Source organism: Sphingomonas daechungensis (genome assembly GCF_014489495.1).
GTDB classification, from domain to species: Bacteria; Pseudomonadota; Alphaproteobacteria; order Sphingomonadales; family Sphingomonadaceae; genus Sphingomicrobium; species Sphingomicrobium daechungense.
Window position 1 is genome coordinate 810297 of sequence record NZ_CP060780.1, and the last position, 25179, is coordinate 835475.

At 64.3% G+C, this 25179-nt stretch carries 24 protein-coding genes and 2 pseudogenes; 17 read left to right on the forward strand and 9 right to left on the reverse strand.

The annotated features are described in order from the left end of the window. Positions 1-48 precede the first annotated feature (48 nt). Positions 49-909: a DUF2171 domain-containing protein gene (locus H9L15_RS04270; RefSeq protein WP_187715284.1), complete on the forward strand. Its 861-nt coding sequence runs from the start codon at positions 49-51 to the stop codon at positions 907-909. A gap of 109 nt (positions 910-1018) precedes the next feature. Continuing rightward, positions 1019-2004 (forward strand): annotated as a pseudogene (locus tag H9L15_RS04275) (NADP-dependent oxidoreductase). Here the strand turns inward: H9L15_RS04275 and ypfJ are convergent. Next, positions 2001-2903, reverse strand: coding sequence for a KPN_02809 family neutral zinc metallopeptidase (gene ypfJ, locus H9L15_RS04280; protein WP_187715285.1), 903 nt, complete (start codon positions 2901-2903; stop codon positions 2001-2003). The pseudogene H9L15_RS04275 and the gene ypfJ overlap by 4 nt on opposite strands. A gap of 96 nt (positions 2904-2999) precedes the next feature. Between ypfJ and H9L15_RS04285 the strand changes: the two genes are divergently transcribed. The 3 genes from H9L15_RS04285 to H9L15_RS04295 are packed head-to-tail and all read left to right on the forward strand — an operon-like array spanning position 3000 to position 5729. Continuing rightward, positions 3000-3767, forward strand: a complete 768-nt coding sequence (locus H9L15_RS04285) for a 3-hydroxybutyrate dehydrogenase (protein ID WP_187715286.1) — start codon at positions 3000-3002, stop codon at positions 3765-3767. Between the two features lie 10 nt (positions 3768-3777). Continuing rightward, on the forward strand, positions 3778-4401 hold the full coding sequence (locus tag H9L15_RS04290; protein ID WP_187715287.1) for a DUF4893 domain-containing protein: 624 nt from the start codon (positions 3778-3780) through the stop codon (positions 4399-4401). A gap of 11 nt (positions 4402-4412) precedes the next feature. Continuing rightward, positions 4413-5729, forward strand: a complete 1317-nt coding sequence (locus tag H9L15_RS04295) for an amidohydrolase (protein ID WP_187715288.1) — start codon at positions 4413-4415, stop codon at positions 5727-5729. A gap of 253 nt (positions 5730-5982) precedes the next feature. Here the strand turns inward: H9L15_RS04295 and H9L15_RS04300 are convergent, their stop codons facing one another. Beyond that, the gene (locus H9L15_RS04300; protein ID WP_223276497.1) at positions 5983-6954 is read right to left on the reverse strand and encodes an aldo/keto reductase; all 972 of its coding nucleotides are present in this window, start codon (positions 6952-6954) and stop codon (positions 5983-5985) included. Positions 6955-7043: 89 nt separating this feature from the next. Between H9L15_RS04300 and prsK the strand changes: the two genes are divergently transcribed. From prsK to H9L15_RS04315, 3 genes are all read left to right on the forward strand, one after another. Then, a complete protein-coding gene (prsK, locus tag H9L15_RS04305; protein ID WP_187715289.1) occupies positions 7044-9101 on the forward strand; it encodes an XrtA/PEP-CTERM system histidine kinase PrsK in 2058 nt (685 codons plus the stop codon). Continuing rightward, entirely contained in the window at positions 9098-10462 is a 1365-nt protein-coding gene (gene prsR, locus H9L15_RS04310; RefSeq protein ID WP_187715290.1) for a PEP-CTERM-box response regulator transcription factor, read from the forward strand. The genes prsK and prsR overlap by 4 nt, the downstream gene beginning before the upstream one ends. A 77-nt stretch (positions 10463-10539) precedes the next feature. Further along, complete coding sequence (locus H9L15_RS04315) at positions 10540-12369, forward strand: DUF885 domain-containing protein (RefSeq protein WP_187715291.1); 1830 nt, start codon at positions 10540-10542, stop codon at positions 12367-12369. Positions 12370-12384: 15 nt separating this feature from the next. Here the strand turns inward: H9L15_RS04315 and H9L15_RS04320 are convergent, their stop codons facing one another. Then, positions 12385-12828 carry a hypothetical protein gene (locus H9L15_RS04320; protein ID WP_187715292.1) on the reverse strand — a complete coding sequence of 148 codons (444 nt, stop codon included), beginning with the start codon at positions 12826-12828 and terminating at the stop codon, positions 12385-12387. A 122-nt stretch (positions 12829-12950) separates the two neighbouring features. Here H9L15_RS04320 and H9L15_RS04325 point away from each other — a divergent pair, with 122 nt between their 5' ends. Then, positions 12951-13649, forward strand: coding sequence for a VIT1/CCC1 transporter family protein (locus tag H9L15_RS04325; protein ID WP_187715293.1), 699 nt, complete (start codon positions 12951-12953; stop codon positions 13647-13649). Here H9L15_RS04325 and H9L15_RS04330 read toward each other — a convergent pair. Continuing rightward, positions 13646-15442 (reverse strand): ABC-F family ATP-binding cassette domain-containing protein, encoded by a 1797-nt coding sequence (locus tag H9L15_RS04330; protein WP_187715294.1) that lies wholly within the window; start codon positions 15440-15442, stop codon positions 13646-13648. The two genes, H9L15_RS04325 and H9L15_RS04330, sit on opposite strands and share 4 nt — an antisense overlap. A gap of 196 nt (positions 15443-15638) precedes the next feature. On the opposite strand from H9L15_RS04330, the gene H9L15_RS04335 reads away from it, so the two are divergent. The 4 genes and pseudogenes from H9L15_RS04335 (at position 15639) to H9L15_RS04350 (ending at position 19159) form a co-directional block, all read left to right on the forward strand. Then, entirely contained in the window at positions 15639-15935 is a 297-nt protein-coding gene (locus H9L15_RS04335) for a hypothetical protein (protein WP_187715295.1), read from the forward strand. 117 nt (positions 15936-16052) lie between these two features. Further along, a complete protein-coding gene (locus H9L15_RS04340; RefSeq protein ID WP_187715296.1) occupies positions 16053-16718 on the forward strand; it encodes a response regulator transcription factor in 666 nt (221 codons plus the stop codon). A 91-nt stretch (positions 16719-16809) separates the two neighbouring features. Further along, positions 16810-18113 (forward strand): annotated as a pseudogene (locus H9L15_RS04345) (ATP-binding protein). Positions 18114-18202: 89 nt separating this feature from the next. After that, complete coding sequence (locus tag H9L15_RS04350) at positions 18203-19159, forward strand: polyprenyl synthetase family protein (protein WP_187715784.1); 957 nt, start codon at positions 18203-18205, stop codon at positions 19157-19159. Here H9L15_RS04350 and H9L15_RS04355 read toward each other — a convergent pair. Next, positions 19153-19767 (reverse strand): hypothetical protein, encoded by a 615-nt coding sequence (locus tag H9L15_RS04355; protein ID WP_223276498.1) that lies wholly within the window; start codon positions 19765-19767, stop codon positions 19153-19155. The two genes, H9L15_RS04350 and H9L15_RS04355, sit on opposite strands and share 7 nt — an antisense overlap. A gap of 106 nt (positions 19768-19873) precedes the next feature. On the opposite strand from H9L15_RS04355, the gene H9L15_RS04360 reads away from it, so the two are divergent. Beyond that, positions 19874-20155 (forward strand): NADH dehydrogenase ubiquinone Fe-S protein 4, encoded by a 282-nt coding sequence (locus H9L15_RS04360; RefSeq protein ID WP_187715297.1) that lies wholly within the window; start codon positions 19874-19876, stop codon positions 20153-20155. Positions 20156-20259: 104 nt separating this feature from the next. Continuing rightward, positions 20260-21363 (forward strand): non-hydrolyzing UDP-N-acetylglucosamine 2-epimerase, encoded by a 1104-nt coding sequence (gene wecB / locus H9L15_RS04365; RefSeq protein WP_262984955.1) that lies wholly within the window; start codon positions 20260-20262, stop codon positions 21361-21363. On the opposite strand, the gene H9L15_RS04370 is transcribed toward wecB, so the two are convergent. Next, positions 21302-21586: an aminotransferase class IV gene (locus H9L15_RS04370; RefSeq protein WP_223276499.1), complete on the reverse strand. Its 285-nt coding sequence runs from the start codon at positions 21584-21586 to the stop codon at positions 21302-21304. The genes wecB and H9L15_RS04370 overlap by 62 nt on opposite strands. A 22-nt stretch (positions 21587-21608) precedes the next feature. Here H9L15_RS04370 and H9L15_RS04375 point away from each other — a divergent pair, with 22 nt between their 5' ends. Both H9L15_RS04375 and H9L15_RS04380 read left to right on the forward strand, forming a co-directional pair. After that, a complete protein-coding gene (locus tag H9L15_RS04375; RefSeq protein WP_187715299.1) occupies positions 21609-22895 on the forward strand; it encodes a dipeptidase in 1287 nt (428 codons plus the stop codon). Beyond that, positions 22892-23551 carry an MBL fold metallo-hydrolase gene (locus H9L15_RS04380; RefSeq protein WP_317617633.1) on the forward strand — a complete coding sequence of 220 codons (660 nt, stop codon included), beginning with the start codon at positions 22892-22894 and terminating at the stop codon, positions 23549-23551. Before H9L15_RS04375 ends, H9L15_RS04380 begins: the two co-directional genes overlap by 4 nt. Before the next feature lie 5 nt (positions 23552-23556). Here the strand turns inward: H9L15_RS04380 and H9L15_RS04385 are convergent, their stop codons facing one another. Genes H9L15_RS04385 through H9L15_RS04395 form a run of 3 tightly spaced genes read right to left on the reverse strand, consistent with a single transcriptional unit; the run spans position 23557 to position 25158 of the window. After that, a complete protein-coding gene (locus H9L15_RS04385; RefSeq protein ID WP_187715301.1) occupies positions 23557-24570 on the reverse strand; it encodes a sulfotransferase in 1014 nt (337 codons plus the stop codon). Beyond that, a complete protein-coding gene (locus H9L15_RS04390) occupies positions 24560-24949 on the reverse strand; it encodes a hypothetical protein (protein ID WP_187715302.1) in 390 nt (129 codons plus the stop codon). The genes H9L15_RS04385 and H9L15_RS04390 overlap by 11 nt, the downstream gene beginning before the upstream one ends. Further along, complete coding sequence (locus tag H9L15_RS04395; RefSeq protein WP_187715303.1) at positions 24946-25158, reverse strand: hypothetical protein; 213 nt, start codon at positions 25156-25158, stop codon at positions 24946-24948. The genes H9L15_RS04390 and H9L15_RS04395 overlap by 4 nt, the downstream gene beginning before the upstream one ends. Between the last annotated feature and the right edge of the window lie 21 nt (positions 25159-25179).

Consider the following 25179-nt stretch of genomic DNA (forward strand, 5'->3'; position numbering starts at 1 on the left):
GTTGAGTAGCCGGCACGGTGCCGGCGCGATTTCCATGTGGAGGTAGCAATGGCGTATGACCGCTACGAGCGCGAACAGCGTTGGCGAGAAGGCAGGTCCGAGGACTGGAACGAACGCGACCCGCGGTCGTGGGACCGCGACCATGAGCGCGATCGCGACGACCGCGGCTTTCTCGGCCGCGTAGGAGACGAATTTCGGTCATGGTTCGGCGAGGACGACGACGGGCGATCCCGCCACGGCTCCCGTGAAGATGCCTATGGCCGATATGGCGGCGATACCGACGGCCGCTGGAAATGGGCGAGCAGCGAACGCAGCTACAACCCGGACTGGAGTGATGAGGGCGAGCCGCGTTCGAGCCGGTCCGATCGTGACGAGCACTACGGCCAGTCACCTCGGGATCGCGATCCTTATCGCCGAACCAGCTTCGCTGGATCCCGCGAACCGTCAAACATCGACGACCGTCACTATCACGAGATGCGCCGCCGGCAGGCCGATGACCTCGACCGCGACTACGACGAGTTCCGCCGCGAACGGGCCTCCAAGTTCGAAAGCGAATTCGGCGAGTGGCGGGAGCGACGCATTTCCAAGCGCCAGCTCCTCAGTGGAATCCGTGAGCACATGGAGGTCGTCGGGACCGACGACAAGCACGTCGGCACAGTCGACCGCATTGCCGGAGACCGGATCATCCTGACCCGGAGCGATCCGGAATCGGGCGGCGCCCATCACTCGCTGAGCTGTTCCGACGTCGACCGCATCGACGGCGACCGGGTGCTCCTGGAATGCAGCGCAGACAAGGCGAAGGAGCGCTGGCGCGACGAGAACCGCAGTCGCGCGCTGTTCGAGCGAGAGGACCAGGGCCGGGCCGGACCTCACGTCCTCGATCGCAGCTTCTCCGGCACGTATCGCTAGTCTTCCCAGCCCTTTCCGGGCGGGGCGGCCCGGGCACGAAAGTGCCCGGGCCTTTCTTGTGGGCGAATGGCGTCCTATGCGCGGGCTCGATCAAACCGGGAGACAGTTGATGGCACGCGCCTGGCACCTGATGAGCCGTCCGCAGGGACTACCGACGGACGAGAATTTCGCACTCAAGCCCTACGACCTTCCGGAGCTCGGTGAAGGCCAGATTCTGGTCCGCAACCACTGGCTGTCGGTGGATCCCTACATGCGTGGGCGCATGAACGACGTGAAGAGCTACGTCCCGCCGTTCCAGATCGATCAGCCGATGGACGGCGGCGCGGTCGGCGAAGTCGTTGAGTCCCGCGCCGACGGTTTCTCGGCCGGTGACCTTGTACTTCACATGGGCGGGTGGCGCGACGAAGCGGTGGTCGATTCCCGCATGGCGAACAAGCTTCCCAACCTCGGCGCCGAGCCGCAGGCGTTCCTCGGCAATCTCGGCGTAACCGGCGCGACTGCTTACTTCGGCTTGCTTGACGTCGCATCGGCCAAGGAAGGCGACGTGGTGTTCGTGTCCGCCGCTGCGGGAGCGGTCGGCTCTGCTGTTGTTCAGATCGCCAAGGCCAAGGGCATGACCGTCATCGGTTCGGCCGGTGGCGAGGACAAGTGCGAGTTCGTCCGGTCGCTCGGCGCAGATCATGCGATCGACTACAAGGCGCAACCGATCCTGAAGGGCCTCGCGGCCGCGACGCCTGACGGCATCGACGTCTATTTCGACAATGTCGGCGGCGACCATCTCGACGCGGCCTTCGCGCTTGCCAAGATGCGCGCCCGCTTCGCCATCTGCGGAATGATCGAGGGTACAACAAGGCCGAGCCCGCGGCCTTCCGCTTCATTATGCGCGTGATTGCCATGCGCATCCGCATGCAAGGCTTCATCGTCTTCGACTTCCAGCCGCGAATGGACGAATTCTACCGCGAAATGGGGCAGATGCTGGCAAGCGGGCAGGTCAAATCGCGCGACACAGTGGTCGAGGGCATCGAGAACATGCCCGACGCATTCCGCGGCCTGTTCAGCGGCGACAACGTCGGAAAGATGCTCGTCAAGCTCTAGCCGTTGAATTTGCAGGCGGCCGGATCGCCGGTCTTCAGGCCAATCTGGAGCGCTTGCATTCGCTGCGCCGAGCTTCCGTGGGTGAAGCTCTCCGGAACGACGACCCCCTGCGACTGACGCTGGAGCGTGTCGTCGCCGATCGCCTCGGCCGCGCGCATGCCTTCCTCGATGTCGCCGGGTTCGATGATTGATCCCTGGGCATCGCGGGCATTGGCCAGCCATACGCCGGCGTAGCAGTCGGCCTGGAGCTCGACGCCGACCTGGATCGCATTCCCTTGCGTCTGGCTCGCGCGAGCCTGCGCATTGTGAGCCTCGTCGAGCGTGCCCTCGAGATTCTGGATGTGGTGCCCGACCTCGTGCGCGACGACGTAGACGGCGGCCGCGTCGCCCGGTGCCCCGAAGCGCTGCGAAAGCTCATTGAAGAAGCTCGGGTCGATGTAGATCGTGCTGTCGTTGGGGCAATAGAAGGGGCCCATTGCCGCCTGTCCTGCGCCGCAAGCGGTCTGCGTCCCACGGCTGTAGGCGACCATCTTGGTCGGCGTGTAGCGCGCGCCATGCTTGGCAAAGATCTCGCCCCAGGTTTCCTCGGTCGATCCGAGCGTCCGCGTGAGGAAGTCGCGCATGTTCGGGTCAAGCGTCGACTGGCCGTTGGGAGAGGGAGCTGTCGGGCCGCCCGAGGGAATCAGTCCGCCCGATCCGCCGCCGAGCTGCGTGAGAACGCAATAGCCGAGCAGGAGGACCAGGACGCCGACGATCCCGAAGCGGCTCATGACGAAGGGCAGCAGGCAGCCGAGCATATTGCCGCCGCCCCCTCCGCCGCCGAAGCCGAAGCCTCCTCCGCCTTGTCCGGTACGGTCTTCGAAATTGCCGCTTGGACCTTCGCCGCCGAGCCGAACCATATGAGTCTCCCCTGCTTCTTCCGCCCAAATGCGCGAAAAGGCGTACCGGTTGCAAATGACGATTGCCGGCGCGACTAGCGCGGCAAAGGAGATCCCATGATTCTCGAAGGCAAGGTCGCTCTCGTCACTGGTTCCACGTCCGGCATTGGTCTCGCCATTGCACAGGCTCTCGCGGGCGAAGGAGCGAGAGTGATGATCAACGGCTTCGGCGATCCGGCCGAAATCGCGAGGATCAGCGACGACCTCGGCGCACTCTACGACGGGGCGGACCTGTCGGACCCGGCTCAGATCGAATCCATGCTTCGCCACTGCACCGACGAGCTCGGCGCGCCCGACATTCTGGTGAACAATGCGGGCGTCCAGCACGTCTCCCCGGTTGAGGATTTCCCGGTCGGAAAGTGGGACGCGATCCTGGCGATCAACCTGACGGCGGTGTTTCACACCACGCGGCTGGCAATCCCTTCGATGAAGGCGAAGCAGTGGGGCCGAATCATCAACACGGCCTCTGCCCACAGTCTCGTCGCTTCGCCCAACAAGTCGGCCTATGTCGCCGCCAAGCATGGGGTCGCCGGCTTTACCAAGTCCGTTGCGCTGGAGGCCGCGAAGGACGGCGTAACCGTCAACTGCATTTCACCGGGATATGTCTGGACGACCTTGGTCGAGAACCAGATCCCGGACACGATGAAAGCGCGGAACCTGACCCGCGAGCAAGTGATGAACGACGTCCTTCTCGCCGCCCAGCCGACCAAGCGTTTCGTCACCCCGGAGGAGGTTGCGGCGCTCGCTCTGTTCCTCTGCCGCGAAGAGGCAAAGTCGATCACTGGTGCGAACCTCAGCATGGACGGAGGCTGGACAGCTGCCTAGGCTGCCGCGGATGCGCCACTTCGTCTTCGCCGCCGTCTTGCTGACTTTGTCGGGCTGTGCCGAATTCCATCAGGCGCCTGGCGTCATCGCTCACCCGGCAAGCGATTGGCGGACCATCGCCACCCCGTCGGACCGCGAACGCTTGAAGGAGTGGCGGACCGCATTCGTCGATGCCTTGCGGTCCGCGCGCGCCGGCGGGCATGCCGCTGATATCGAACGCGAGGGGGCGCTTCTCGAACCGGACGCCGCGCTCGGCGGAGGGCCGATACCGAACGGACTCTACCGGTGCCGGACTATCAAGGTCGGATCGAAGACGATGGGCATGCTGCCCTTTGTTGCTTATCCGGCCTTCGACTGCCGCATCCAGCAGGACGGCGAGTTGCAGGACTTCGCAAAGCTGACCGGGTCGCAGCGGCAAGTCGGCTCGATCTTTCCCGGCGACCCGTTACGGCAGGTGTTTCTCGGCACGTTGGTGCTCGGCGACGAAACGCGCGCATTCCAGTACGGCCGCGACATGCAGCGCGACGTCGCTGGCTACGTCGAGCGGATCGGGCCGAACCGATGGCGGCTGATCATGCCGCGGCCGCACTTCGAATCTCAGATGGACGTGCTGGAGCTGGTGCCAGCGCAATAAGGGGCGCATTGATGAAATTGACCTTCGGACTGGTTGTTGCAGTGATGACCCTGCCCACTGCAGCCCATGCAGCTGCGCTGACCGACGCAATCCAGTCGGATATGCCGCAGCTGATGACGCTCTATCGCGACCTCCACGCCAATCCCGAGCTATCGATGCAGGAGGTGCGTACGCCGGCCAAGCTTGCCGCCGAGATGCGCAAGCTCGGGTTCGACGTCACGGAAAAGGTCGGGAAGACCGGCGTCGTTGCGGTGATGAAGAACGGCCCGGGGCCCGTCCTTTTGCTGCGCGCGGACATGGACGGCCTGCCGGTGGTCGAGCAAACCGGATTGCCCTTCGCGTCGAAGGTCCGAGCGACGGCAAGGTCGGGGGTCGAGACCGGCGTCATGCATGCCTGCGGCCACGACACGCATATGACCTCCTTCATTGGCACGGCGCGCCGGCTCGCCGCGATGAAGGAGCAGTGGTCGGGCACGCTTGTCATGGTGCTCCAGCCCGGCGAGGAGACCGGCGAAGGCGCAAAGGCGATGCTCGACGACGGCCTCTACACGCGCTTTCCGAAGCCCGATTACGCGCTCGCCTTTCACGATGCGGCCGCACTTCCCGCCGGTACGATCGGGGTCACGCCGGGCTATGCGCTCGCCAACGTCGACAGTGTAGACATCCTCGTCAGAGGGCTTGGCGGGCATGGCGCCTATCCGCACACGACCAAGGATCCGATTGTCCTTGCGTCCCGGATCGTCGTGGCGTTGCAGACACTGGTCAGCCGCGAGAACAATCCGCTCGATCCGGCGGTCGTGACGGTCGGTAGCTTCCAGGCCGGTGCCAAGCACAACATCATTTCCGACGAGGCCAAGCTCCAGCTGACCGTGCGTAGCTACAAGCCCGAAGTTCGAAAGCTTCTGCTCGACGGCATCAGGCGTATCGCGAAAGGCGAGGCCATTGCCGCGGGCGTGCCGGAAGACCGCATGCCGGTCATTACGGTCCGCGAAGAGATGTACACTCCGGCGACGTTGAACACCGAAGAGTTCTCGAAGAAGACACTTGCCCTGTTCCAGCAACATTTCGGTGCCGACCGCGCGAGCCTGACGCCGCCCGTGATGGGCGGAGAGGACTTCAGCCGCTTCTGGCTAGCCGACAAAGAGGTCCAGAGTTTGATCTTCTGGGTCGGGGGAACGCCAAAGGACAAGTGGGATGCCGCCGGCGGCGACACGCTGAAGCTCCCCTCGCTTCACAGCCCGTTCTGGGCGCCTGACGCCGAGAAGGTGATCTCGACGGCGACCGAGGCCATGACCCTCGCCTCCCTCGACGTCCTCAAGAAGAGTTAGCCATTCGTCGCTTTTGAACCGCCGTTGGTGGAAAGCTTGCGCCTGCAGCCGCTTGCTTCTGCCATCGAGCGCCGATGGTTGAGTTGCTTTTCGCTACTGATGATAGCGCGACCGCGGCGTTGGACGAACCCTGTTCCTGGGGAAGCATTATCCGGGGCATCGAGAGATATGCCGCCTATCACCCGGCCAACGCGCACGAGCTACGCGAGTGGGCAGATATTCTGCACGGGATTCGCGAACTGAGAAGTGAGCGCTAGGCGCTCGCCGCCGTCAGCAGCGCGAGCTGTTCTGCGGTAAGCTGAAAACTGAGCGCTGCGACCAACTCATCGAGCTGATCCAGCCGGGTGGCGCTCGCCAGGGTCGTCGCAATCCCGGGCTGTGCACTGGTCCAGGCCAGCGCAATCGTTGCCAAGGCGGCCCCCGTCTCCGCTGAAATCCGGTCGAGCGCGGCGAGCACTCGCAGTCCTCGACCGTCGAGATACTGGGCACTGCGCTCGCCGCGAGGGCTCTTCGCAAGATCGCCGGCGCTCCGGTACTTGCCCGCGAGGAATCCGTTAGCGAGCCCGTAAAACGGAATGATGCCCAAACCATTCCTGACGGCCGCATCTCGAAGCTCCCCCTCGAGCTTCTCGCGCTCGACGAGATTGTACCAAGTCTGGAGCGCGCAAGGGGGCATCAGGCCCTCCGCCTTGGCAACCGCCATAGCCGCATCGATCCTCGGGCCGGAATATTGGGACAGGCCGATCGCTCGGACCTTCCCGGTTCGAACCAACTCATCCATCGCCCCGAGGCTTTCGGCCAGCGGTACGGCGGGATTATCCTTGTGATGGTAGTAGAGGTCGATGGCGTCGACGCCGAGCCGACGGAGCGAAGCTTCGCATCCGTCACGGATCGATTCAGGATCGAGCGCCGCGACATATTCGCCGTCGATCATCTCTCCGCCGAGAAAGCCGACCTTCGTCGCGATGACCACGCGGTCGCGCTTGGACGGGTCACGCCGAAGCCAATCGCCAATGATTATTTCGCTTTCGCCGCCCTGGTTGCCCGGTGCCCAGGCTGAATAGACGTCGGCCGTATCGATCATGTTGCCGCCGGCATCGACGAAGGCGTCGAGAAGCTTGAAACTGGTTTCCTCATCGGCGGTCCAGCCGAAAACATTGCCGCCAAGCGCCACCGGGGCGACCGAGATCCCGCTCGTTCCGAGCGGCCGCATTTGCACTGCCATTGACCGCCTCTAGCTCATCCGTTCACCACTTATTTGTAAAATTTAGCGACACCCTTCCTCATGTCGGTGGGATTTACAGTCGGGCGCCCGTGCAGTCGCTGATCGCCTTCTGGAGCCATGCCATTTGCGCGGCCGCGTTCCTGGGCCTGCTGCTCTGGCGGCTTCGGGCCGTTCGGCAGCCTGACCAACGCCTGCTGCTCGCCGGCTTCGCGGTGACGGCGTCCTGGGCGTGGCTCAGCGCTATTCTGCCCGGCGACCCTTTGGCCAGCTTTGCCGAAACCGCGCGAAACCTCGTGTGGATCGGATTGCTACACAGCCTCGCGGCGACCAGTGAGGAGCGCCAGCATGGCGTCCGTCTGGTCTATGGCGCGGTCGCGGCAGTGCTCGGCTTCCAGCTCGTTGTGACGTTGCTGCGCTATTCGATCCCGACCGATGCAGTGCGCGATACCGCCACCTTGCTTCGCGTGACCGCCGCGGCCGGCTCGCTGATTCTGGTTCACAATCTCTACGGCCAGGCATCTGCGGCGAGCCGGTCGAACATCCGCCTGGCGATGATCGGGCTGTCGCTGATGTGGAGCTACGACCTCAATCTCTACACGGTTGCCTATCTCCACAGCCGGCTGGCGCCGGACCTCTATGAGTGGCGTGGGCTGGTCGTTGCGCTGACCGCACCGATGTTCGCAATGGCGATTCGTCGAGAGGAGGGCTGGCGCGTCCGGCTATCCCGCGCCGCGACCTTCCAGTCGCTCTCGCTGCTGGCCATCTGCGGCTACTTCGCGGTGATGGCGATCCTCGCGACGGCGCTTCGCGGGACGAGCGTCGAATGGTCGCGCGGCATCCTCGTCGGATTGCTCGCGACAATGACGGTCGCGGCGATGGTCCTGCTGCCGAGCGCCAAGGCGCGCGGCTGGGCCAAGGTCAAGATCTCGAAGCACCTGTTCGAGCACCGCTACGACTATCGCACCGAATGGCTGCGATTCACCACCACCGTGGGAACAACCGGCACCGACGCGGCCCCACTGGGCGAGCGCGTCATCAAGGCCTTTGCCGACATCCTGGAAGCGCCGGGCGGGCTGCTGCTTGCCAAGGACCCGTCCGGTGCAATCAACACCGCATCGTCCTGGAATTGGTCGGGTAAGCATCCGCCCGCCGGCGAGCTTGAGCGCGTCCGGGACTTCTGGTCGGCGCTCGAAGCCACAGGCCGGATCATCGAGTTCGACTCCCTCCGCAACGGCTGGGCGAGCCCCGAGGATCGCGCATCGCTGCCGCCGGAATGGATGCTCGAGGAACGCCGCGCCTGGATTGGCATTCCACTCATCCACGGCGAGCGCCTGTTCGGGCTGATCCTGCTGTCGTCGCCCGAATATCGCCGCGTGCTCGACTGGGAGGACTTCGATCTGCTGCGGACGGCGGGGCGCCAGGCCGCCAGCTCGCTCGCCGAAGCCCATGGCCAGGAGGCGTTGTCGAACGCGCAGCGGTTCGAGGAATTCAACCGCCGCTTCGCCTTCATCCTCCACGACATCAAGAACCTGGTCAGTCAGCTCTCGCTGCTGTCGCGCAACGCCGAACGGCACGCCGACAACCCGGAGTTCCGTGCCGACATGGTCGCCACACTGCGCAGCTCGGTCGACAAGATGAACGACCTGCTGACCCGGCTCTCGCCAAAGGCACAGGCGCGGTCGCAACGCTCCGACGCTCAGCCGCTGCGCAACATCCTGCTCGACGCGATTGCGGCCAAGAGGCGCGAACATGAGGTCAAGCTGCTCGGCGACACCAGCCTCCATGCGATCGTCGACGCCCCGGCGCTTGAGCAGGCGGTAGGGCACATCATTCAGAATGCGGTCGAAGCCAGCTCGCCGGATGCGCCGATCACGGTTCGGGTCGCACCGGAGGGCGATGAAGTCCGGATCTCTATCACCGACCATGGCACCGGGATGGACGGAGACTTCGTCCGCAACCGGCTGTTCCAGCCGTTCGCTTCGACCAAGCCCGACGGGTTCGGAATCGGGTCATTCGAAGCTCGCTCGCTGATCGCCGCGATGGGCGGACGGCTGGTTGTCGACTCCACGCCCGGCGTGGGCAGCGAATTCTCCATCTACCTCCCGGCGGCTGAGGAAGTCGCTCAACCGCAACGGAAACGCGCATGACTGACCAGAAACACCCCGTGCTGCTCATCGTCGAGGACGACGAGGGTCTGCAGCGCCAGTTGAAATGGGCCTACGAGGGCTATGAAGTCGTGCTCGCGGGCAATCGCGAAAGCGCGATCGAGGCGCTACGCCTGCACGAGCCGGCGGTAGTGACGCTCGACCTCGGGTTGCCACCCGACCCGGATGGGACGACCGAGGGCTTCGAGACGCTGACGCAGATCCTCAAGCTGAAGCCGGACACCAAGGTCATCGTCGCGTCCGGGCATGGCGCCCGCGAAAGCATGCTGAAGGCGATCGGACTCGGCGCCTACGATTTCTACCGCAAGCCGGTCGACATCGACGAGCTTGGACTGATCGTAGCTCGTGCCTTCCACGTGGCGGATATCGAGGCCGAGAACCGTCGCCTGGAGGAGACCAACGGCGGCCAGGTGCTCGGCTCGATCATCAGCTCGGCGCCGGAAATGATGAAGGTCGCCAAGACCATCGAGCGCGTCGCCTCCGCCGACGTCTCGGTGATGCTGCTCGGCGCGTCGGGCACGGGCAAGGAACTGCTCGCCCGCGCCGTCCACGAGAAGAGCGGCCGGAAGGGCGAGTTCATCGCCATCAACTGCGCCGCGATTCCGGAGACGCTGCTCGAAGCCGAGCTGTTCGGATATGAGCGCGGCGCCTTCACCGGAGCGGTCAAGTCGAATGTGGGGAAGATCGAGATGGCCGAGGGCGGCACCCTGTTCCTCGACGAGGTTGGGGACATCCCGCTGCCGCTCCAGGTCAAGCTGCTGCGCTTCCTCCAGGAGCGCGTGATCGAGCGGATCGGCGGGCGCCAGCCAATCAACGTCGACACCCGCATCGTCTGCGCGACGCACCAGGACCTTGAGGCGATGATCGCCGAGGGCCGGTTCCGCGAAGACCTTTATTACCGCCTTGCCGAGATCGTGGTGAAGATCCCGTCGCTGGCGGAACGTCCCGGCGACTCCGTCCTTCTCGCGCGGCACTTCGTCAATCGCTTCGGCAAGGATCTGAACACCAAGATCCAGTCCCTGTCCGCCGACGCGATTGCCGCGATCGACGCCTATCCCTGGCCGGGCAACGTCCGCGAACTCGAAAATCGCATCAAGCGCGCGGTGATCATGGCAGACGGCAAGTCGGTGACGGCGGAAGATCTCGACCTCCCCGGCACCTCCAACCCGGAGGAGGAGAGCCTCGCTCTCAACCTTCGTGCGGCGCGCGAGGTCGCCGACCGCCGGGCAATCCGCCAGGCGCTCAGCCGCACCGACAACAACATTTCGGGCGCCGCCAAGCTACTCGGGATCAGCCGGCCGACACTCTACGACCTTCTCAAGCAGTATCAGCTGCAAGCGTAAGGATTTCTTCGACGAACCGGGGTTGCTGACTGCGATGCGGCCCCTAACCTCCCCGGACTTCGAATCCGGGAGAGATCATGGATCGCCGTCAGTTCCTTTCGACCAGCAGCGCCGCGCTTTCACTTGCCTTCGTCTCGGGTGCCGCCAGTTCGCCGGCCCTCGCGGTCATCCAGCGCGGAGCGGGATCCGGCGATGCCGCGCTCAATGCGCTGTTCGAGAAGATCTTTCAGGATCGCGTCCGGCGCTTCCCCGAGCTCGCGACGTCGCTGGGGCTCGACAAGGGCGCGAACGCCCACCTGAAATCGGAGTTCGACGTCCGTCCGATCGCGGTCGCGCGAGGGGAAGACCTTGCGAACCTCCGCGCCGAGCTGGCAGCGGTCCAGGCGGTCCCGGAATCCGGCCTCAGCCCGGCCGCGGTGCTTAACCGCGACGTCATCGCTTATCAGATGGAAACGGGCATCGTTCCGGCTGCGCGATTCGACATCGACAGTGTCCAGCGGCCCTATCCGATCTTCCAGCAGGGCGGCGCCTACTTCTCCACGCCGGACTTCCTCAACACGGCGCATACGATCGAGACGGCCGCGGATGCCGAAGCCTATCTCGCTCGCTTGGCTCTGGTCGGGAAGCTGCTCGACAACGACACGGAAGAACAGCGCGCGCAGGCCGCCCGCGGCTTCCTTGCTCCGGCCTGGTCGATCGACCTGACGCTTGGCCAGATGCGCAAGCTGCGCTCGCCTGCGGCGGAGGCGAACACAATGGTGGATTCGCTCGTCCGCCGGACAGCCGCCAAGACCATTGCAGGCGACTGGGAGGCGCGCGCCGCGAGGATCGTCGGAGACAGCATCTATCCCGCGCTCGACCGGCAGATCGCCTTGATGGAGCAACTGAAGCCAAGCTCGAAGCCAGGCGACGGCGCCTGGAGGCTATCGCAGGGCGACGCAATCTATGCGGCGGCTCTGGAACAGGCGACGACGACCAGGTTCACGCCTGACGAGGTCCACAAGATGGGTCTCGACCAGGTTGCGGAGATCAGCGGCCGTCTCGACGTAATCCTCAAGGAGGCAGGCTTCACCAAAGGCACGGTCGGCGAGCGCCTCGCTGCGCTCAACGCTTCGCCGGACCAGCTCTACCCGAACACCGACGCGGGCCGAGCCGACCTGATCGCAGGCCTCAACCGGGGCGTGAAGGCGATGTACGCAAAGCTGCCGAACGCCTTCGCAACGGTTCCAAGCGCACCGCTCGAAATTCTCCGCGTTCCGCCGGAGATCCAGGACGGAGCCTCCAACGGCTATTACAACCGCGCTTCGCTCGATGGCTCTCGGCCGGCGATCTACTTCATCAACCTGAAGGACGTTGGCGACTGGCCGAAATACTCTCTGCCGGCCCTGACCTATCACGAAGGCGTTCCGGGCCATCACCTGCAGATCAGCCTGGCGCAGGAATCGAAGGACATTCCGACGCTGCGCAAGCTCGGCTTCTTCTCAGCCTATTCGGAAGGTTGGGCACTCTACGCGGAGCAACTGGCCGATGAACTGGGCGGGTATACCGGCATCGAAAAGGCCGGATATTTGCAGTCGTTCCTGTTCCGCGCGGCCCGCCTGGTCGTCGACACCGGCCTGCACAGCAAGAGATGGAGCCGCGAGAGAGCGACCGACTACATGGTTGCGACCACCGGCTTCGCACGGCCGAGATCGCAGCGAGAGGTTGAGCGCTATTGCACGATGATCGGACAGGCTTGCAGCTACAAGGTCGGGCATATGGCATGGACCCGCGCTCGTGAAGATGCACAAAAAGCGCTCAGCGCGAAGTTCGACCTGAAGCGCTTCCACGAAGTGCTGAAGGAAGGTGCCATGCCGCTGACGATGCTGGAGAAGCGGATCAAGGAGCGGACGGCGGCGGAGGTTTAAAGCCTCCGCCCCCGCTTATCCCTCGTGGCCGAGGAACTCCGCCTCGGTCTCGGGAAGTTTCTTTCCCGACATCCAGTACGTACCCATCAGGGTTCGCTTGAGCTTGACCTCCGTTCCCGGCGGCGGCGGCTCTCGCCGCGACTTCGACGGCTGGATCGACCAGCGATCGCCATTGTCTAGCAGCACCCACGCGCTGCTTCCGCCCCAATAGCCGGATGCCTTGACCACGCCTTCCATGGCCAGCGGAACCTTCTTCTCCTTCAGGACCATGGTGCCTTGGCTCAGCGCCTGCTTCAGGGACCCCATCGCCCGGTCGTAGCAGGCAAGCCGTTCTTCGTTTGCCGTGATCGCCTGGCACGTCAGCAATTCCTGGACGCGCGACTCCGGCTTCTCCTTTGCGGCGGCGACCGCCGGCATGCTCAAAAGGATGACCGCCAAGATCCCAGCGACGCGCTTCACCATGATGCTCCCCTCGTTTGCAAGAGAGCATTGCACCGTCGTTCGCGGCGCGAAAGCGCTTTCTGACGCGCATCCGTGAAGCCACTTATTGCCGTCCTGCCCAAGCCGGTTACGGTCGTGGCATGAGTAGACTCCATTCCGAGCGCCACGCGTCGTCACGGATCGGATGGCTTCGCGCCGCGGTGCTCGGCGCCAATGACGGCATCGTTTCGACAGCAAGCCTGGTCGTCGGCGTCGCCGCTGCCGATGCAAGCCGGTCATCCGTTCTTATCGCTGGCGTCGCCTCATTGTTCGCCGGCGCGATGTCGATGGCAGCCGGCGAGTATGTCTCGGTCAGCTCGCAAGCCGATACGGAGAAAGCCGACCTTGAGCGGGAAAAGGCGGAGCTCGAACAGGTCCCTGAGCTCGAGCGCGAGGAACTGGTCCGAATCTACGAGGATCGCGGAGTCGACCGCCAAACGGCCGAAGCCGTCGCCGACCAGATGATGGCTCACGACGCGTTGGGCGCACATGCGCGCGACGAACTTGGCTTGAGCGAAACCATGGCCGCCCGCCCGCTTCAGGCCGCGTTCGCTTCCGCGCTGACGTTCACGGCGGGCGCGGCGGCGCCATTGATCGTCGTCATCCTGGCTCCGATGCACCTCCTCGTACCGGCGGTGGCGGCCGTGTCGCTCGTCTGCCTGGCAGGACTCGGGGCACTGGGCGCCAAAGCGGGCGGAGCGCCGCTTGCTCCATCGATCATGCGGGTGGGCTTCTGGGGAGCTGCAGCGATGGCGGTGACTGCCGGCGTCGGCCGCCTGTTCGGCGCAGCGGTCGGCTAGGAAGACAGCGCTTCCGCCATTTCGGCGACTTCGAGCCAGCGTTCTTCCGCAGCGTTCCGGTCAGCTCGGAGCTTGGCGGCGCGGTCTGACAGCTCTCCGAATTTCTTCGGATCGCGGGTGTAGAGGTCGGGGTCGGCAAGCACGTCCTCGACCGCCGCGATCTCCGCTTCCATGTGCTCAATCTCGCCGGGCAGCCGGTCGAGATCGCGCTGGTCCTTGTAGCTAAGCTTCCTGGTCCCCTGCGAAGGCAGGGGTCCAGTGGGTTCTTCTCTTGTGACCCTAGGCTGCAATCCTGACTTCGCAGGAGCGCTAGGCCGTCGCCGCTTCGCCCAGTCCTCGTAGCCGCCCGCCACGACGTCCACTCGGCCGGACCCATCGAGACCGAGCGTCACCGTCACGGTCCGGTCAAGGAAGTCGCGGTCGTGACTCACGATCAGGACGGTTCCTTCGTAGTCGGCGATCACTTCCTGCAGCAGGTCGAGTGTCTCCAGGTCGAGATCGTTGGTTGGCTCGTCCAGCACAAGCAAATTGGCTTCGCGTGCAAATTCGCGCGCCAGCAACAGCCGCGATCTCTCGCCGCCCGACAACGACCCCACAGGGGCCTCCGTCAGCTCGGGCGAGAAGAGGAATTCCTTGAGGTAACCCTTGATGTGCTTCTTCACGCCTCGGACGTCGATCCAGTCGCCACCCTCGGCAAGGACGTCGCGCACTCGCTTCGCCGGGTCCATCAGCTTGCGTTGCTGGTCGATGACGATACCCGACAGCGTCTTCGCCCGCTCGACCGTGCCCTCGTCCGGCTGAAGCTCGCCGGTAAGCAGCCTGAGAAGGGTGGTCTTCCCTGCTCCGTTCGGACCGACGATGCCGATCCGGTCGCCGCGCTGGATGCGCAAGGTAAAGTCGCGGATGATCTGGCGGTCGCCGTAGCTCTTGGACACACGGTCGGAATCGATCACCGCCTTCGAGCGAACGTCGTCCTTGGCGACCGCGAGCTTTGCGGTGCCTGGACCACCGATCATGGCCGCACGCTGCGCGCGCATGTCCTGCAGCTTGGCAAGGCGCCCCTGGTTTCGGCGGCGGCGAGCGGTGACTCCGCGCTCGAGCCAGCGAAGCTCGATGGCCAACTTGGCATCCAGCTTCTCGGCCGCCCGCGCTTCTTCTTCGTAGGCCTTTTCCATCCACGCCTCGAAGCCGCCGAAGCCGATCTCGGCGCGCCGCAGGTGGCCGCGATCGAGCCACAGGCAGCTCTTGGTCAGGCGAGTCAGGAACGTGCGATCGTGGCTGATGACGATGAACGCACCGGTGTAACGGTTGAGCCAGTCCTCCAGCCACTCGATGCCGCCAAGGTCGAGGTGGTTGGTCGGCTCGTCGAGAAAGAGGATGTCCGGGTCCTGCGCAAGCGCGCGCGTGATCGCGGCGCGCCTCCGTTCGCCCCCGCTCGCGGTCGCGACGGGCCGGGACAGGTCGAGAGCGATCTGGTCCGCGATCGCCGCCACCTCATGTGGCTCCGGAGCGCCGGGGCCGGACAGGATCCAGTCGAGCAGCGTAGCGTGCCCGCTCATGTCGGGATCCTGCTCCAGCAGGACGACCTTGCTACCCGGCACGATCGTTCGCCGCCCCTCGTCGGTCTCGATCAGGTCGGCAAGGCACTTGAGCAGCGTGGTCTTGCCAGCGCCGTTGCGGCCGATCAGCGCCAGCCGGTCGCGTGGACGAATATGGACGTCCAGGTGACGGAACAGCCAGCCTTCGCCCTGAACGAGTCCGAGATCTTCGTAACTGAGTGTCGCCGCTACCATGCGCGGCCAGATAGGTTGGATATTCCGCGCCGTCACCCGTCGGGCTGAGACGCATGCTCCCTTGAACCCGCCATTCACCGTCAAGTCTGGCGTAAACGGGAAATTTACGGCAGGTTCGCGAGCTTAACGGCTCTGTTCAGGACCATTCATAAGGCATTCAATGGTTTCTGTTAGAACGCGTCCCAAGAGAAAAGCCATGAGCCTGTTTCGTAACCTTGCTCTGGCCGCGCTTGGCGCAGGCCTGATTGCGACGCCCGCGCTAGCGGATCCGCCGCGCGATGCCGATCGCGCGTTCGATGCGGCGCGCCAGGGCCGCGCCATGCCGCTTCCCAGCATCGAACGCCGAGTCATGCCCTTCATGGGCGGCGCCGACTATCTCGGTCCCGAGTTCAATGGCGACACCTACCGCCTGAAGTTCGTCAAGGACGGACGGGTCATCTGGGTCGATGTCGACGCCGCGACCGGCCGCATCAAGGGCAAGTCCAGGCCCTAAGCCGTTTCGGCTGCACATTGACTTTTGTGCGCGTCTCCCCAGTTCATTCCGCTAAAGCAACCGTTCAGCTTCGCGTTGGTTTGAGGCTTCGACAAAGTTTCTAGGGGAACATCGCAAATGCGTGTCTTGATCGTCGAAGACGAGCCCAACCTCGGGCGCCAGTTGCGTTCGACCCTTGAGGGGGCCGGTTACGCCGTAGATCTCGCGACCGATGGCGAGGATGGTCACTATTTGGGTTCAACCGAAGCGTACGACGCCGTGATCCTCGATCTTGGGCTTCCTGAGGTCGATGGCCTGACCGTGCTCGACCGTTGGCGGAAGGAAGGTCGCCGGATGCCGGTGCTGGTCCTGACCGCACGCGACAGCTGGTCGGACAAAGTCGCTGGACTCGATGCCGGCGCGGACGACTACCTCGCCAAGCCGTTCCAGACCGAAGAGTTGATTGCTCGTCTTCGCGCGTTGATCCGTCGCGCGTCCGGCAATGCGTCCTCGGAGCTCAACGCGGGCGACATCCGTCTCGACACGCGCTCGGGCAAGGTCACCAAGGCCGGTGAGCCGGTGAAGCTGACCGCTCAGGAGTACAAGCTGCTCAGCTACCTGATGCACCACAAGGGCAAGGTGGTGAGTCGGACCGAGCTGATCGAGCACATCTACGACCAGGACTTCGACCGCGATTCGAACACGATCGAAGTGTTCGTCACCCGCATCCGCAAGAAATTGGGCGCCGACGTGATCACGACCATTCGCGGCCTCGGCTATACCCTTGAGGATCCCGCGGGTTGATCGACCAAGCCGCCCGGCAACGGCGGCGGCCGAGGGGGAGGCCGTAGCGACGACGAGCAAAGGCTCGACCGTCGGCTCGCTGACGCGGCGCATGATCGTCGTCGCCGCATTCTGGATTACAACCTTGCTGCTGACGGGTGGCTTCGCGCTCGACCGCGTCCTGTCGGCGTCCATCGTCCAGAACTTCGACGACCAGTTGAAGTACGTCCTCAACGGCATGATCGCGGCGTCCGAAATCGGGCCCGACGGCGAAGTCCGGTTCAACCGGCCACCCGCCGACCAGCGTTTCATCGAGCCGTACTCCGGGTCTACTTCCAGGTCAGCGGGTCGGGCGCCGACACCTTCCCGTCACGGTCGCTGTGGGACCGGCGCCTGCGGGTTGTCGACGAGCATCAGGACGTCAACGTACACGTCTACAACAGTAATGAGTTCGACGGCGAGCCGCTGAGGATTTCGGAGCGCGACGTCATTTTGCCCGGGTCGAAGGTCCGCTGGCGATTTCAGGTCGCCCAATCGCGCGAAATGATCGACACACAGATCAGGCAATTGCGCTCGACCCTGTTCTGGAGCTTCTTCGCGCTCGGAATTGGCTTGCTGATCCTTGCCGCGCTCCAGACGTTCTACGGCCTCTGGCCGCTGCGCCGCGTCCGGCAGGACGTCGCTGCGATCCGCTCGGGCGCGAAGACCCGGATCGACGAGAATTTCCCGGTCGAGGTTCGTCCGCTGACCGAAGAGATCAACCAGCTCCTTGCCCATAGCGAAGAGCAAGCGGAGGAAGCGCGGCGGCACGCCGGCAACCTCGCCCATGCGCTGAAGACACCGCTGACGGTCATCACCAACGCCGCCACGGCGCGCTCGCCGGACCTCCCGGAAACGGTGTTCCGCGAAGCGATCGTGATGCGGCGGCAGGTCGATCACCACCTGGCCCGTGCCCGCGCGATCGGCCGCCGCGCTTCGGTGCACGCCCGGGCGACTGTCTGGGACAGTCTGCAATCGGTTCAGCGCGCGGTCGACCGCCTCTACGAAAAGGTCACAGTGGATATCGCCGGCGACAAGACCGCCCAGGTTCGCGTCGAGCGCCAGGACCTTGATGAGATGCTCGGCAATCTCGTCGAGAACGCCGCGAAATATGGAGGCGGGCGTGTCTTCGTCACTGTGGAGCGGCAGGCCCCGATGATCGACATCATCATCGAGGATGACGGCGAAGGCATCCCGAAGCAGCAGCGGGAAACTCTGTTCCAGCGCGGCGCGCGTCTCGACACCGACAAGCCCGGCACCGGCCTCGGGCTCGCCATCGTTCGCGACGTTGCGGAGATCTACGGCGGGACGATCACGCTCGAGGAGAGCGAAGACCTCGGCGGCCTGCTCGCCCGCCTGAGCCTCCCCGCAGGCTAGGAAATGTGCTGTTCAGCGGCTAGGGCGCGCCCGTGACCGCGACCTTACACGAATTGAAGCCCGCGACCGCGCCGTCGCTCGATCCGTTGATGGCACTCGTCGCCGACGACATGCACGGTGTGAATGCCGTCATTCTCGACCGCATGCAGAGCAAGGTCGGGCTCATCCCCGAGCTGGCGGGCCACCTGATCGCCGGCGGCGGCAAGCGAATGCGGCCGATGCTGACGCTCGGCTGTGCGGCGTTGCTCGGATATAGCGGGAACAGGCACCAGAAACTCGCCGCCGCGGTCGAGTTCATCCACACCGCCACCTTGCTCCACGACGATGTCGTCGACGGCTCCGGCCTGCGCCGGGGAAAACGCACCGCGAACCTCATCTGGGGTAACCCGGCCAGCGTTCTTGTCGGCGACTTCCTCTTCAGCCGCGCTTTCGAGCTGATGGTCGAGGACGGCAGCCTTCGCGTTCTCAAGATCCTCAGCCATGCCTCCGCGGTCATCGCCGAGGGCGAAGTCGACCAGCTGACCACGCAGCGGAAGATCGACACGGACGAAGAGCAGTACCTCGACATCATTTCCGCCAAGACCGCGGCCCTGTTCGCAGCCGCCTGCCGAATCGCTCCGGTTGTCGCCGAAGCGAGTGACGACGCCGAAGTCGCTCTCGAAAAGTACGGCCGTTACCTCGGAATTGCCTTCCAGCTTGTCGACGACGTCCTCGACTACGGCGCGAACCAGGACGTGATGGGCAAGGGCGTGGGTGATGACTTCCGGGACGGTAAAGTCACTCTGCCCGTCATCCTCGCCTACGCGCGCGGCTCGGACGAAGATCGTGCGTTCTGGCGCGCAGCGATCACCGGCGAGCGCACGTCCGACGAAGACCTGGCGCACGCCATCGCGCTGCTACGCCAGACCGATGCCCTTTCGGAAACCGTCGAGCGCGCGCGCCACTATGGACGACGCGCGCTGGACAGCCTCGCCCAATTCCCCGCCGGCAAAGCCAAGTCCGCGCTCAGCGAGGCCGTCGAGTTCGCAATCTCCCGCGCTTACTGAGCGGAGCCCGGCACGGGCACCATCAAGTGCGCGTAGGGCGTTCCTGCCCACATCACATAGGGCGCTGAGGTGTCCGGTTTGGCGCCAGTGGGATAGCCTGCCAGCACCTCTTTCGATCCCACGATCATGATGTGTGGACCGGTATGGATCCAGTCCTTCGCTTCCGCAGGTCCGGTTGCATAGGGGTCGGTGTTGCTGGCGTCCGTGCCGCCTTCCATCATGTACATTACGCCGACGGTGTTCGCGGGCGGCTCGGCCTTGGTCATCCAAGCCTTCGCCCATTTTGCGGCGTTGGCGTCCATGCACATCGGATCGGGTCCGGGCGTCGTCGGGCTGTCCGGCATGCAGGTCCAACCGTTCTTGCCTTCGCGCAGCGTCGTCATCTTCCCGTCTGCCGCGGCTTGGACGATCGTCGCGTCACCGGCGATTGACGCCGGCGCCGCCGACATCGCGCTCGTCACTGGATCGCTGTGATCCGTGGCGGAGGCTGCGTTGGCCGGAGCTTCCGCCTCATTCCCCGCCCCCTCGGCGACCGGTCCCTGTTTGCAGCCACTTAAGGCAAGCGACATCCCCGCCGCGGCCAGCAACGCCATTCTCACATGATGCATGCAGTCCTCCTCTCTTCGGGAGGACGCTTCGATTAGCACAAACGACAATGGTGTGCATCAGCGCGGCGCTTGATTTCGGCTCGGTGCTGGTTCAGGTCGCTCGGCGATGACGATCGCACGCATTTCCGAGCTCGACCGCCGCACGACCCAGTCGGGGAAAGCCAACAATGGACTGTGGCTTCTGGAGTTCGAACGGCAGAAGCCGCTTCGCCCGGATCCTCTGACCGGCTGGAACGGCTCCGGTGACACAAACACGCAGGTCCGCATCACCTTCAAGACCAAGGACGAGGCCGTCGCGTTCTGCGACAGCCGCGGCATCGCCTACCACCTCATCCCGGCCGCCCCGGTCAAGATGAAGATTCAGGCCTACGCGGACAATTTCCGCTAGGACTTGCCAGCCCCTCTGCCGACCGCCAGACATAGGCCGCCGAGCTAGGGGGAGGCCTGTACGACAGTCGAGTTGCGTTAGTTGTCGGCACACGTCCCGAAGCGATTAAACTAGCACCCCTTGCCAAAGCGCTGATCGAGCGCGGCATTGCGTCACGCCTGATCCTCACGGGGCAGCATCCGAACTTGCGGGCATCAGAGTACGGTATGCCCGATCTTCCGACGGTGGGGCTGTCGTGCGCAGGGTTGCCCGACCCAAACGCGCACGCGGGAACCGTCGCGCGATCCATTGGCCAAGCCTTGGATGGAATCCGCTTGGTCATCGTCCAGGGAGATACGTCGAGCGCGGTCGGCGGAGGCCTCGGCGCTGCGCAGACAGGGGTTCCGGTGGCTCACGTCGAAGCCGGCTTGCGTAGCCACGACCGTCGCGATCCGTGGCCGGAAGAAGATTTCAGGATCGCGATCGATGCGATGGCAACACTTTTGTTCGCGCCGACGGTGTTGAACGCCGCGAACCTGCGCCGCGAAAGGGTCCGGGGACGAATCTCGCTCACCGGGAATACAGGAATCGACGTTTTGCTGGATCGGATTCGTGGTCTCCGACCGGCGACCACGGACCCATGCAGAAAGCGACTGCTGGTCACCTGTCATAGACGCGAAAGCTGGGAGGCCCTGCCCGCCATTGCGTCATCGCTCATCGCTCTCGCCAGACGCAGCGACGTTGCAATCGCCCTCGTGCTTCATCCGAACCAACGAGTCGCGGGCGAGATGGTTCGCCTTCTTGGACGGACCCCGAATCTCGATCTCCGGCCGCCGTGTGGGCACGTCGAGATCCTTCAGCTCATGCGCGACAGCGATCTGATCCTGAGCGACTCCGGCGGAATTCAGGAAGAAGCGCCGGCACTCGGCATCCCGCTCCTAGTCCTCCGCGATCGCACCGAGCGCCCGGAAGGCATCTCAAGCGGCAATGCGGTCCTGGTCGGCCGCGACCCGGAGCGCATCTACGCCACAGCGTCCGCGTTGCTGGACTCGACCGACGTCCTGGCCTCCATGAGCACGCCCAACTTGCCATACGGCGATGGCGCGGCATCCAAGCGCATCGCTCAAGCAATAGAAGACTGGCTCGCGACGGAACCATGCCCGAATGTCAGATCGAGCGAACCTCGATCGCCATCGCTCCTGTCGGTGACAGCACAAGTCGCGCAGTAGAGGCGGTTCTCTTTCCGAACGTCGCCGCCTGCAGCTCGTTGCGGGCAGCGTGGTGGTCGAACTTGAAGCCAGCGGCGTCAGCCTCTTCCTTCAAGTGTTGAAGATGGCTCTCGAGGTTCGCAATGCCTTCCTCGGGATCGAAATCCATCGTGACGGAAATGTCGGGCTGCGGACTTGGCTGTGTCATCGGCGCCTTCATCCACATCCAAGGTTGCGAGGACAAGCCCCGCTGATAGACATTGCGCATGTCCCGAACGACCCGCGCCCTCACCGCCGCAGCCGCGCTGCTGATTGCAACCCCCGCATTGTCGCAGACGATCGACCCCGCAGTGCAGAAGCGGATCGACCGGATCCTCAAGCAAACGCCCCTGATCGATGGCCACAACGACGTGCCGGAGCAGGTTCGCGAGAACTGGAAGTTCAGCGTCGAAGGGCTCGCGAGCGGTTCGGACAAGCGCCAGCCGAACCCGATGATGACCGATATGGAACGCCTTCACCAGGGACGCGTCGGCGGACAGTTCTGGTCGGTCTATATCGACGCGTCCGTCCACGGCGACGAGGCGATCCGCCAGACGCTTGAGCAGATCGACATCGTGACTCGCCTGGTCGAGGCCTATCCCAACGACCTTGAGCTTGCCTCGACCGCCGACGACTTCGTGCGCATCCACCGCAAGGGCAAGATCGCCTCGGTCATGGGCGTTGAAGGCGGGCACCAGATCGGCGGGTCGATGGCTGCCCTGCGCCAGTATTACCGGCTCGGAGTACGCTACATGACCCTCACCCACTTCGCGACCAACGAATGGGCGGACAGCGCAACCGACGATCCCAAGTACGGCGGCCTCAGCCCGTTCGGGGTCGAAGTCGTGAAGGAAATGAACCGGATCGGCATGCTGGTCGATCTCGCCCACGTTTCGCCCGACACGATGAAGGATGCGATTGCCGCGTCGAAGGCGCCCGTGATCTTCAGCCACAGCAACGCCCGCGCCCTGGAAGACCATCCGCGCAATGTGCCGGACGAGGTGCTCGCTCTGCTGCCGTCGAATGGCGGCGTGGTGATGGTCAACTTTTACACCGGCTATCTGTCGGAGCCGTTTCGCCAATGGAACGCCAACCGTGCGGCGGAAGAAGCGCGCTTCAAGTCGCTGTTCACCGGCCAGCCGGACAAGCGAAACGCTGCGATGGATGCCTGGGACAAGGCCAATCCGCCACCCAAGGCGGAAATCGGGATCATCGCCGACCATATCGAGCATATCGTCAAGGTTGCCGGCCACGACCACGTCGGACTTGGCGGGGACCTCGACGGCATTCCCTACGACCAGTCGCCGCCGGGGATGAACAGCGTTGCCGGTTACCCGCTGATCTTCGCGGAGCTCATCCGTCGCGGCTGGAACGACAAGGATTTGGCGAAGCTCGCGGGCGGCAACATCCTCCGGGTCTTGCGGCAGGCCGAAGCCGTCTCGGCGTCGATGAAGGACGTGCCCCCGTCTCTCGCCACCTTGCCCCCGGCCGCTGCAGCGGCCAAGTCGGACTGATGAACCCGCCGCTCAAGGCCGCCATCATCCCGGTCACGCCGCTGCAGCAGAACTGCACGCTGATCTGGTGCACCGCGACGATGCGCGGGACGTTCACCGATCCCGGCGGCGATCTCGAGCGCCTGAAGGGCGCCGCGGCCCAGCATGGCGTGACGATCGAGAAGATCCTGTTGACCCACGGCCATATCGATCATTGCGGGTCGGCCGGAATTCTCGCTCAGGAGCTCGGCGTTCCCATCGAAGGTCCGCACGAAGCCGACCGCTTCTGGATCTCGCGGCTGGACGACGACGGCAAGCGCTGGGGCATCACCGGCAAGCCGTTCGAGCCCGATCGCTGGCTCGAGGACGGGGACACGGTGACGGTCGGCGAGCTGACGTTCGATGTGCGCCATTGCCCCGGCCACACGCCGGGCCACGTCGTCTTCCACCATCCGGAGTCGAAGCTGGCGATCGTCGGCGACGTACTGTTCAAGGGATCGATCGGTCGCTGGGACTTCCCGATGGGCAATCATGGGCAGCTCATTGAGTCCATCACCCAGCGCCTGTGGCCGATGGGCGGCGACACGGCGTTCGTCCCGGGTCACGGCCCGATGTCGACCTTCGCCCATGAGCGGGCGACCAATCCGCTGGTCGGAGATGCCGCGCTCGCGGCGTGAGCGCGTCAGGCGATACCGCGTTTCAGGTAGCGCTCGTACAGAGCTTGAGCCTCAGAGCTGGGCTTGGTCTCGCTCAATGGCTGGCACCCGTTCGAAACGATGCGAATTTCCTGTCGGCCAGAGGCTGCGATCTCGAGCGTCTTCGCGACCGCATTCCAGGATTGCGGGTCACCGCAAAGCCGGTCGTAAGGCACGACCAGGACATTCCCGTGGGTTTCAACGACCGTTTCGAGCGCTGAGTAGCAGGCCGTCCACGTCGCCAGCCAATAATCCAGGGAAGTCCGGTCGCCATCCGGGCTTCCCGGAAAGCGGAATGGCCGATGGTCAGCACCGAATTCGTGGTGGACGAGCCAGCGAAGGTAATTGAGGCGAAACGCGTCCTTGTCGCCCAATGTTCGCAGATGCTGGCGCAATAAACTCCTCGCGTGCGCGGCCGGTTCGCGAATGACCAAGAGGAAGCTGCAGTCGGGCATGGCAGCCGCCAGCGCACCCAGCCGCAGGATGTTGTTGTTGTCCTTGGAGAGATAGCGCGTTCGATTTCGGCGTCGCAGGACCAGCCGGATGTAATCGCGATAGCGGGCGATCATCTTCCTGTCGGGCCGGTGAGGCAGAAGGCAGTTGGGACGGATGTAGTCCTTCCCGCAAGCGAGCCGCCAGAACACCTCGTCGAATGCTTCCGGGCTCTCGAGGTCGATGACGATCCCATCACCATGACCACGCTCGACCGCTTCGAAGGGTTTGCGTGCCCCTTTCGAAACCCCCGCCCACAGGTTCGGCGCCAGGACGAATGGCATGTCGGCATAGAGCAGCGATCCGAATTGCCCGGTCGCATAGAGCTCACGCAGCAGGATCGTCGTGCCCGCGCGGGCAAGACCCGTCACGAAGACATGGCCGCCTTCATCCTTCGGCGCGCCCTCGAGGTAGCGGCCTCGCTCAACCTCATGGAACACGCCCGCAGTCGCCTCACCCAGCGCGACGCGGTGAAGCAGGCGATCGACGATCCCGTAGTCAGCCTTCACGGCGACGCGTGGATCTCAGCAAAATGACAACCAGTGGCAGGATTCCCGCGATCAGCAGCGGCCATGACAGGGTCGCTGCAAGCACGCCGTGGAAAGTCCAGACATGCGTAAACGCCAGCACCCAGGCAAGGAGGAGAGGAAGGCCGACCGCGAGGGCGAGGCCGACCGTCAAGGATGCAAAAAGCCCGAACAAGCTCAGGCTGTGATTTCGTAAGACTCGACCCTTCACGGCATCGCTTAGCGACCGGTCGGCCGCAGTCGCCGCACTCTGACGAACGATGCCATTGATCTGCCTGGACCGCTCGACGAGCTGAAGTCTCAAGAAGAGCCACGAAAAGCCGAGGACGACAAACGCCGCCCCGGCATAATTGCCGATCACGAAGCGTCTTTGTCCTCGGTCTCGGTGCCCTGCCGGAGGTGGATCAGGCGCTTGAGCGGGTACCAGATCAGGCCCAGCGCTCCAATTCCGAGCGCCGCGATCAGCGCGACCAGCGATCCAATGAAGGCCAGCCCGGCGCCCGGGCCCATATAGGCATAGGCCGGATCGGCCAGCGCCAAACACATTAGAACGAATGCGGCGACTCGCATTTCACTGCTCCTTTTGGGAGG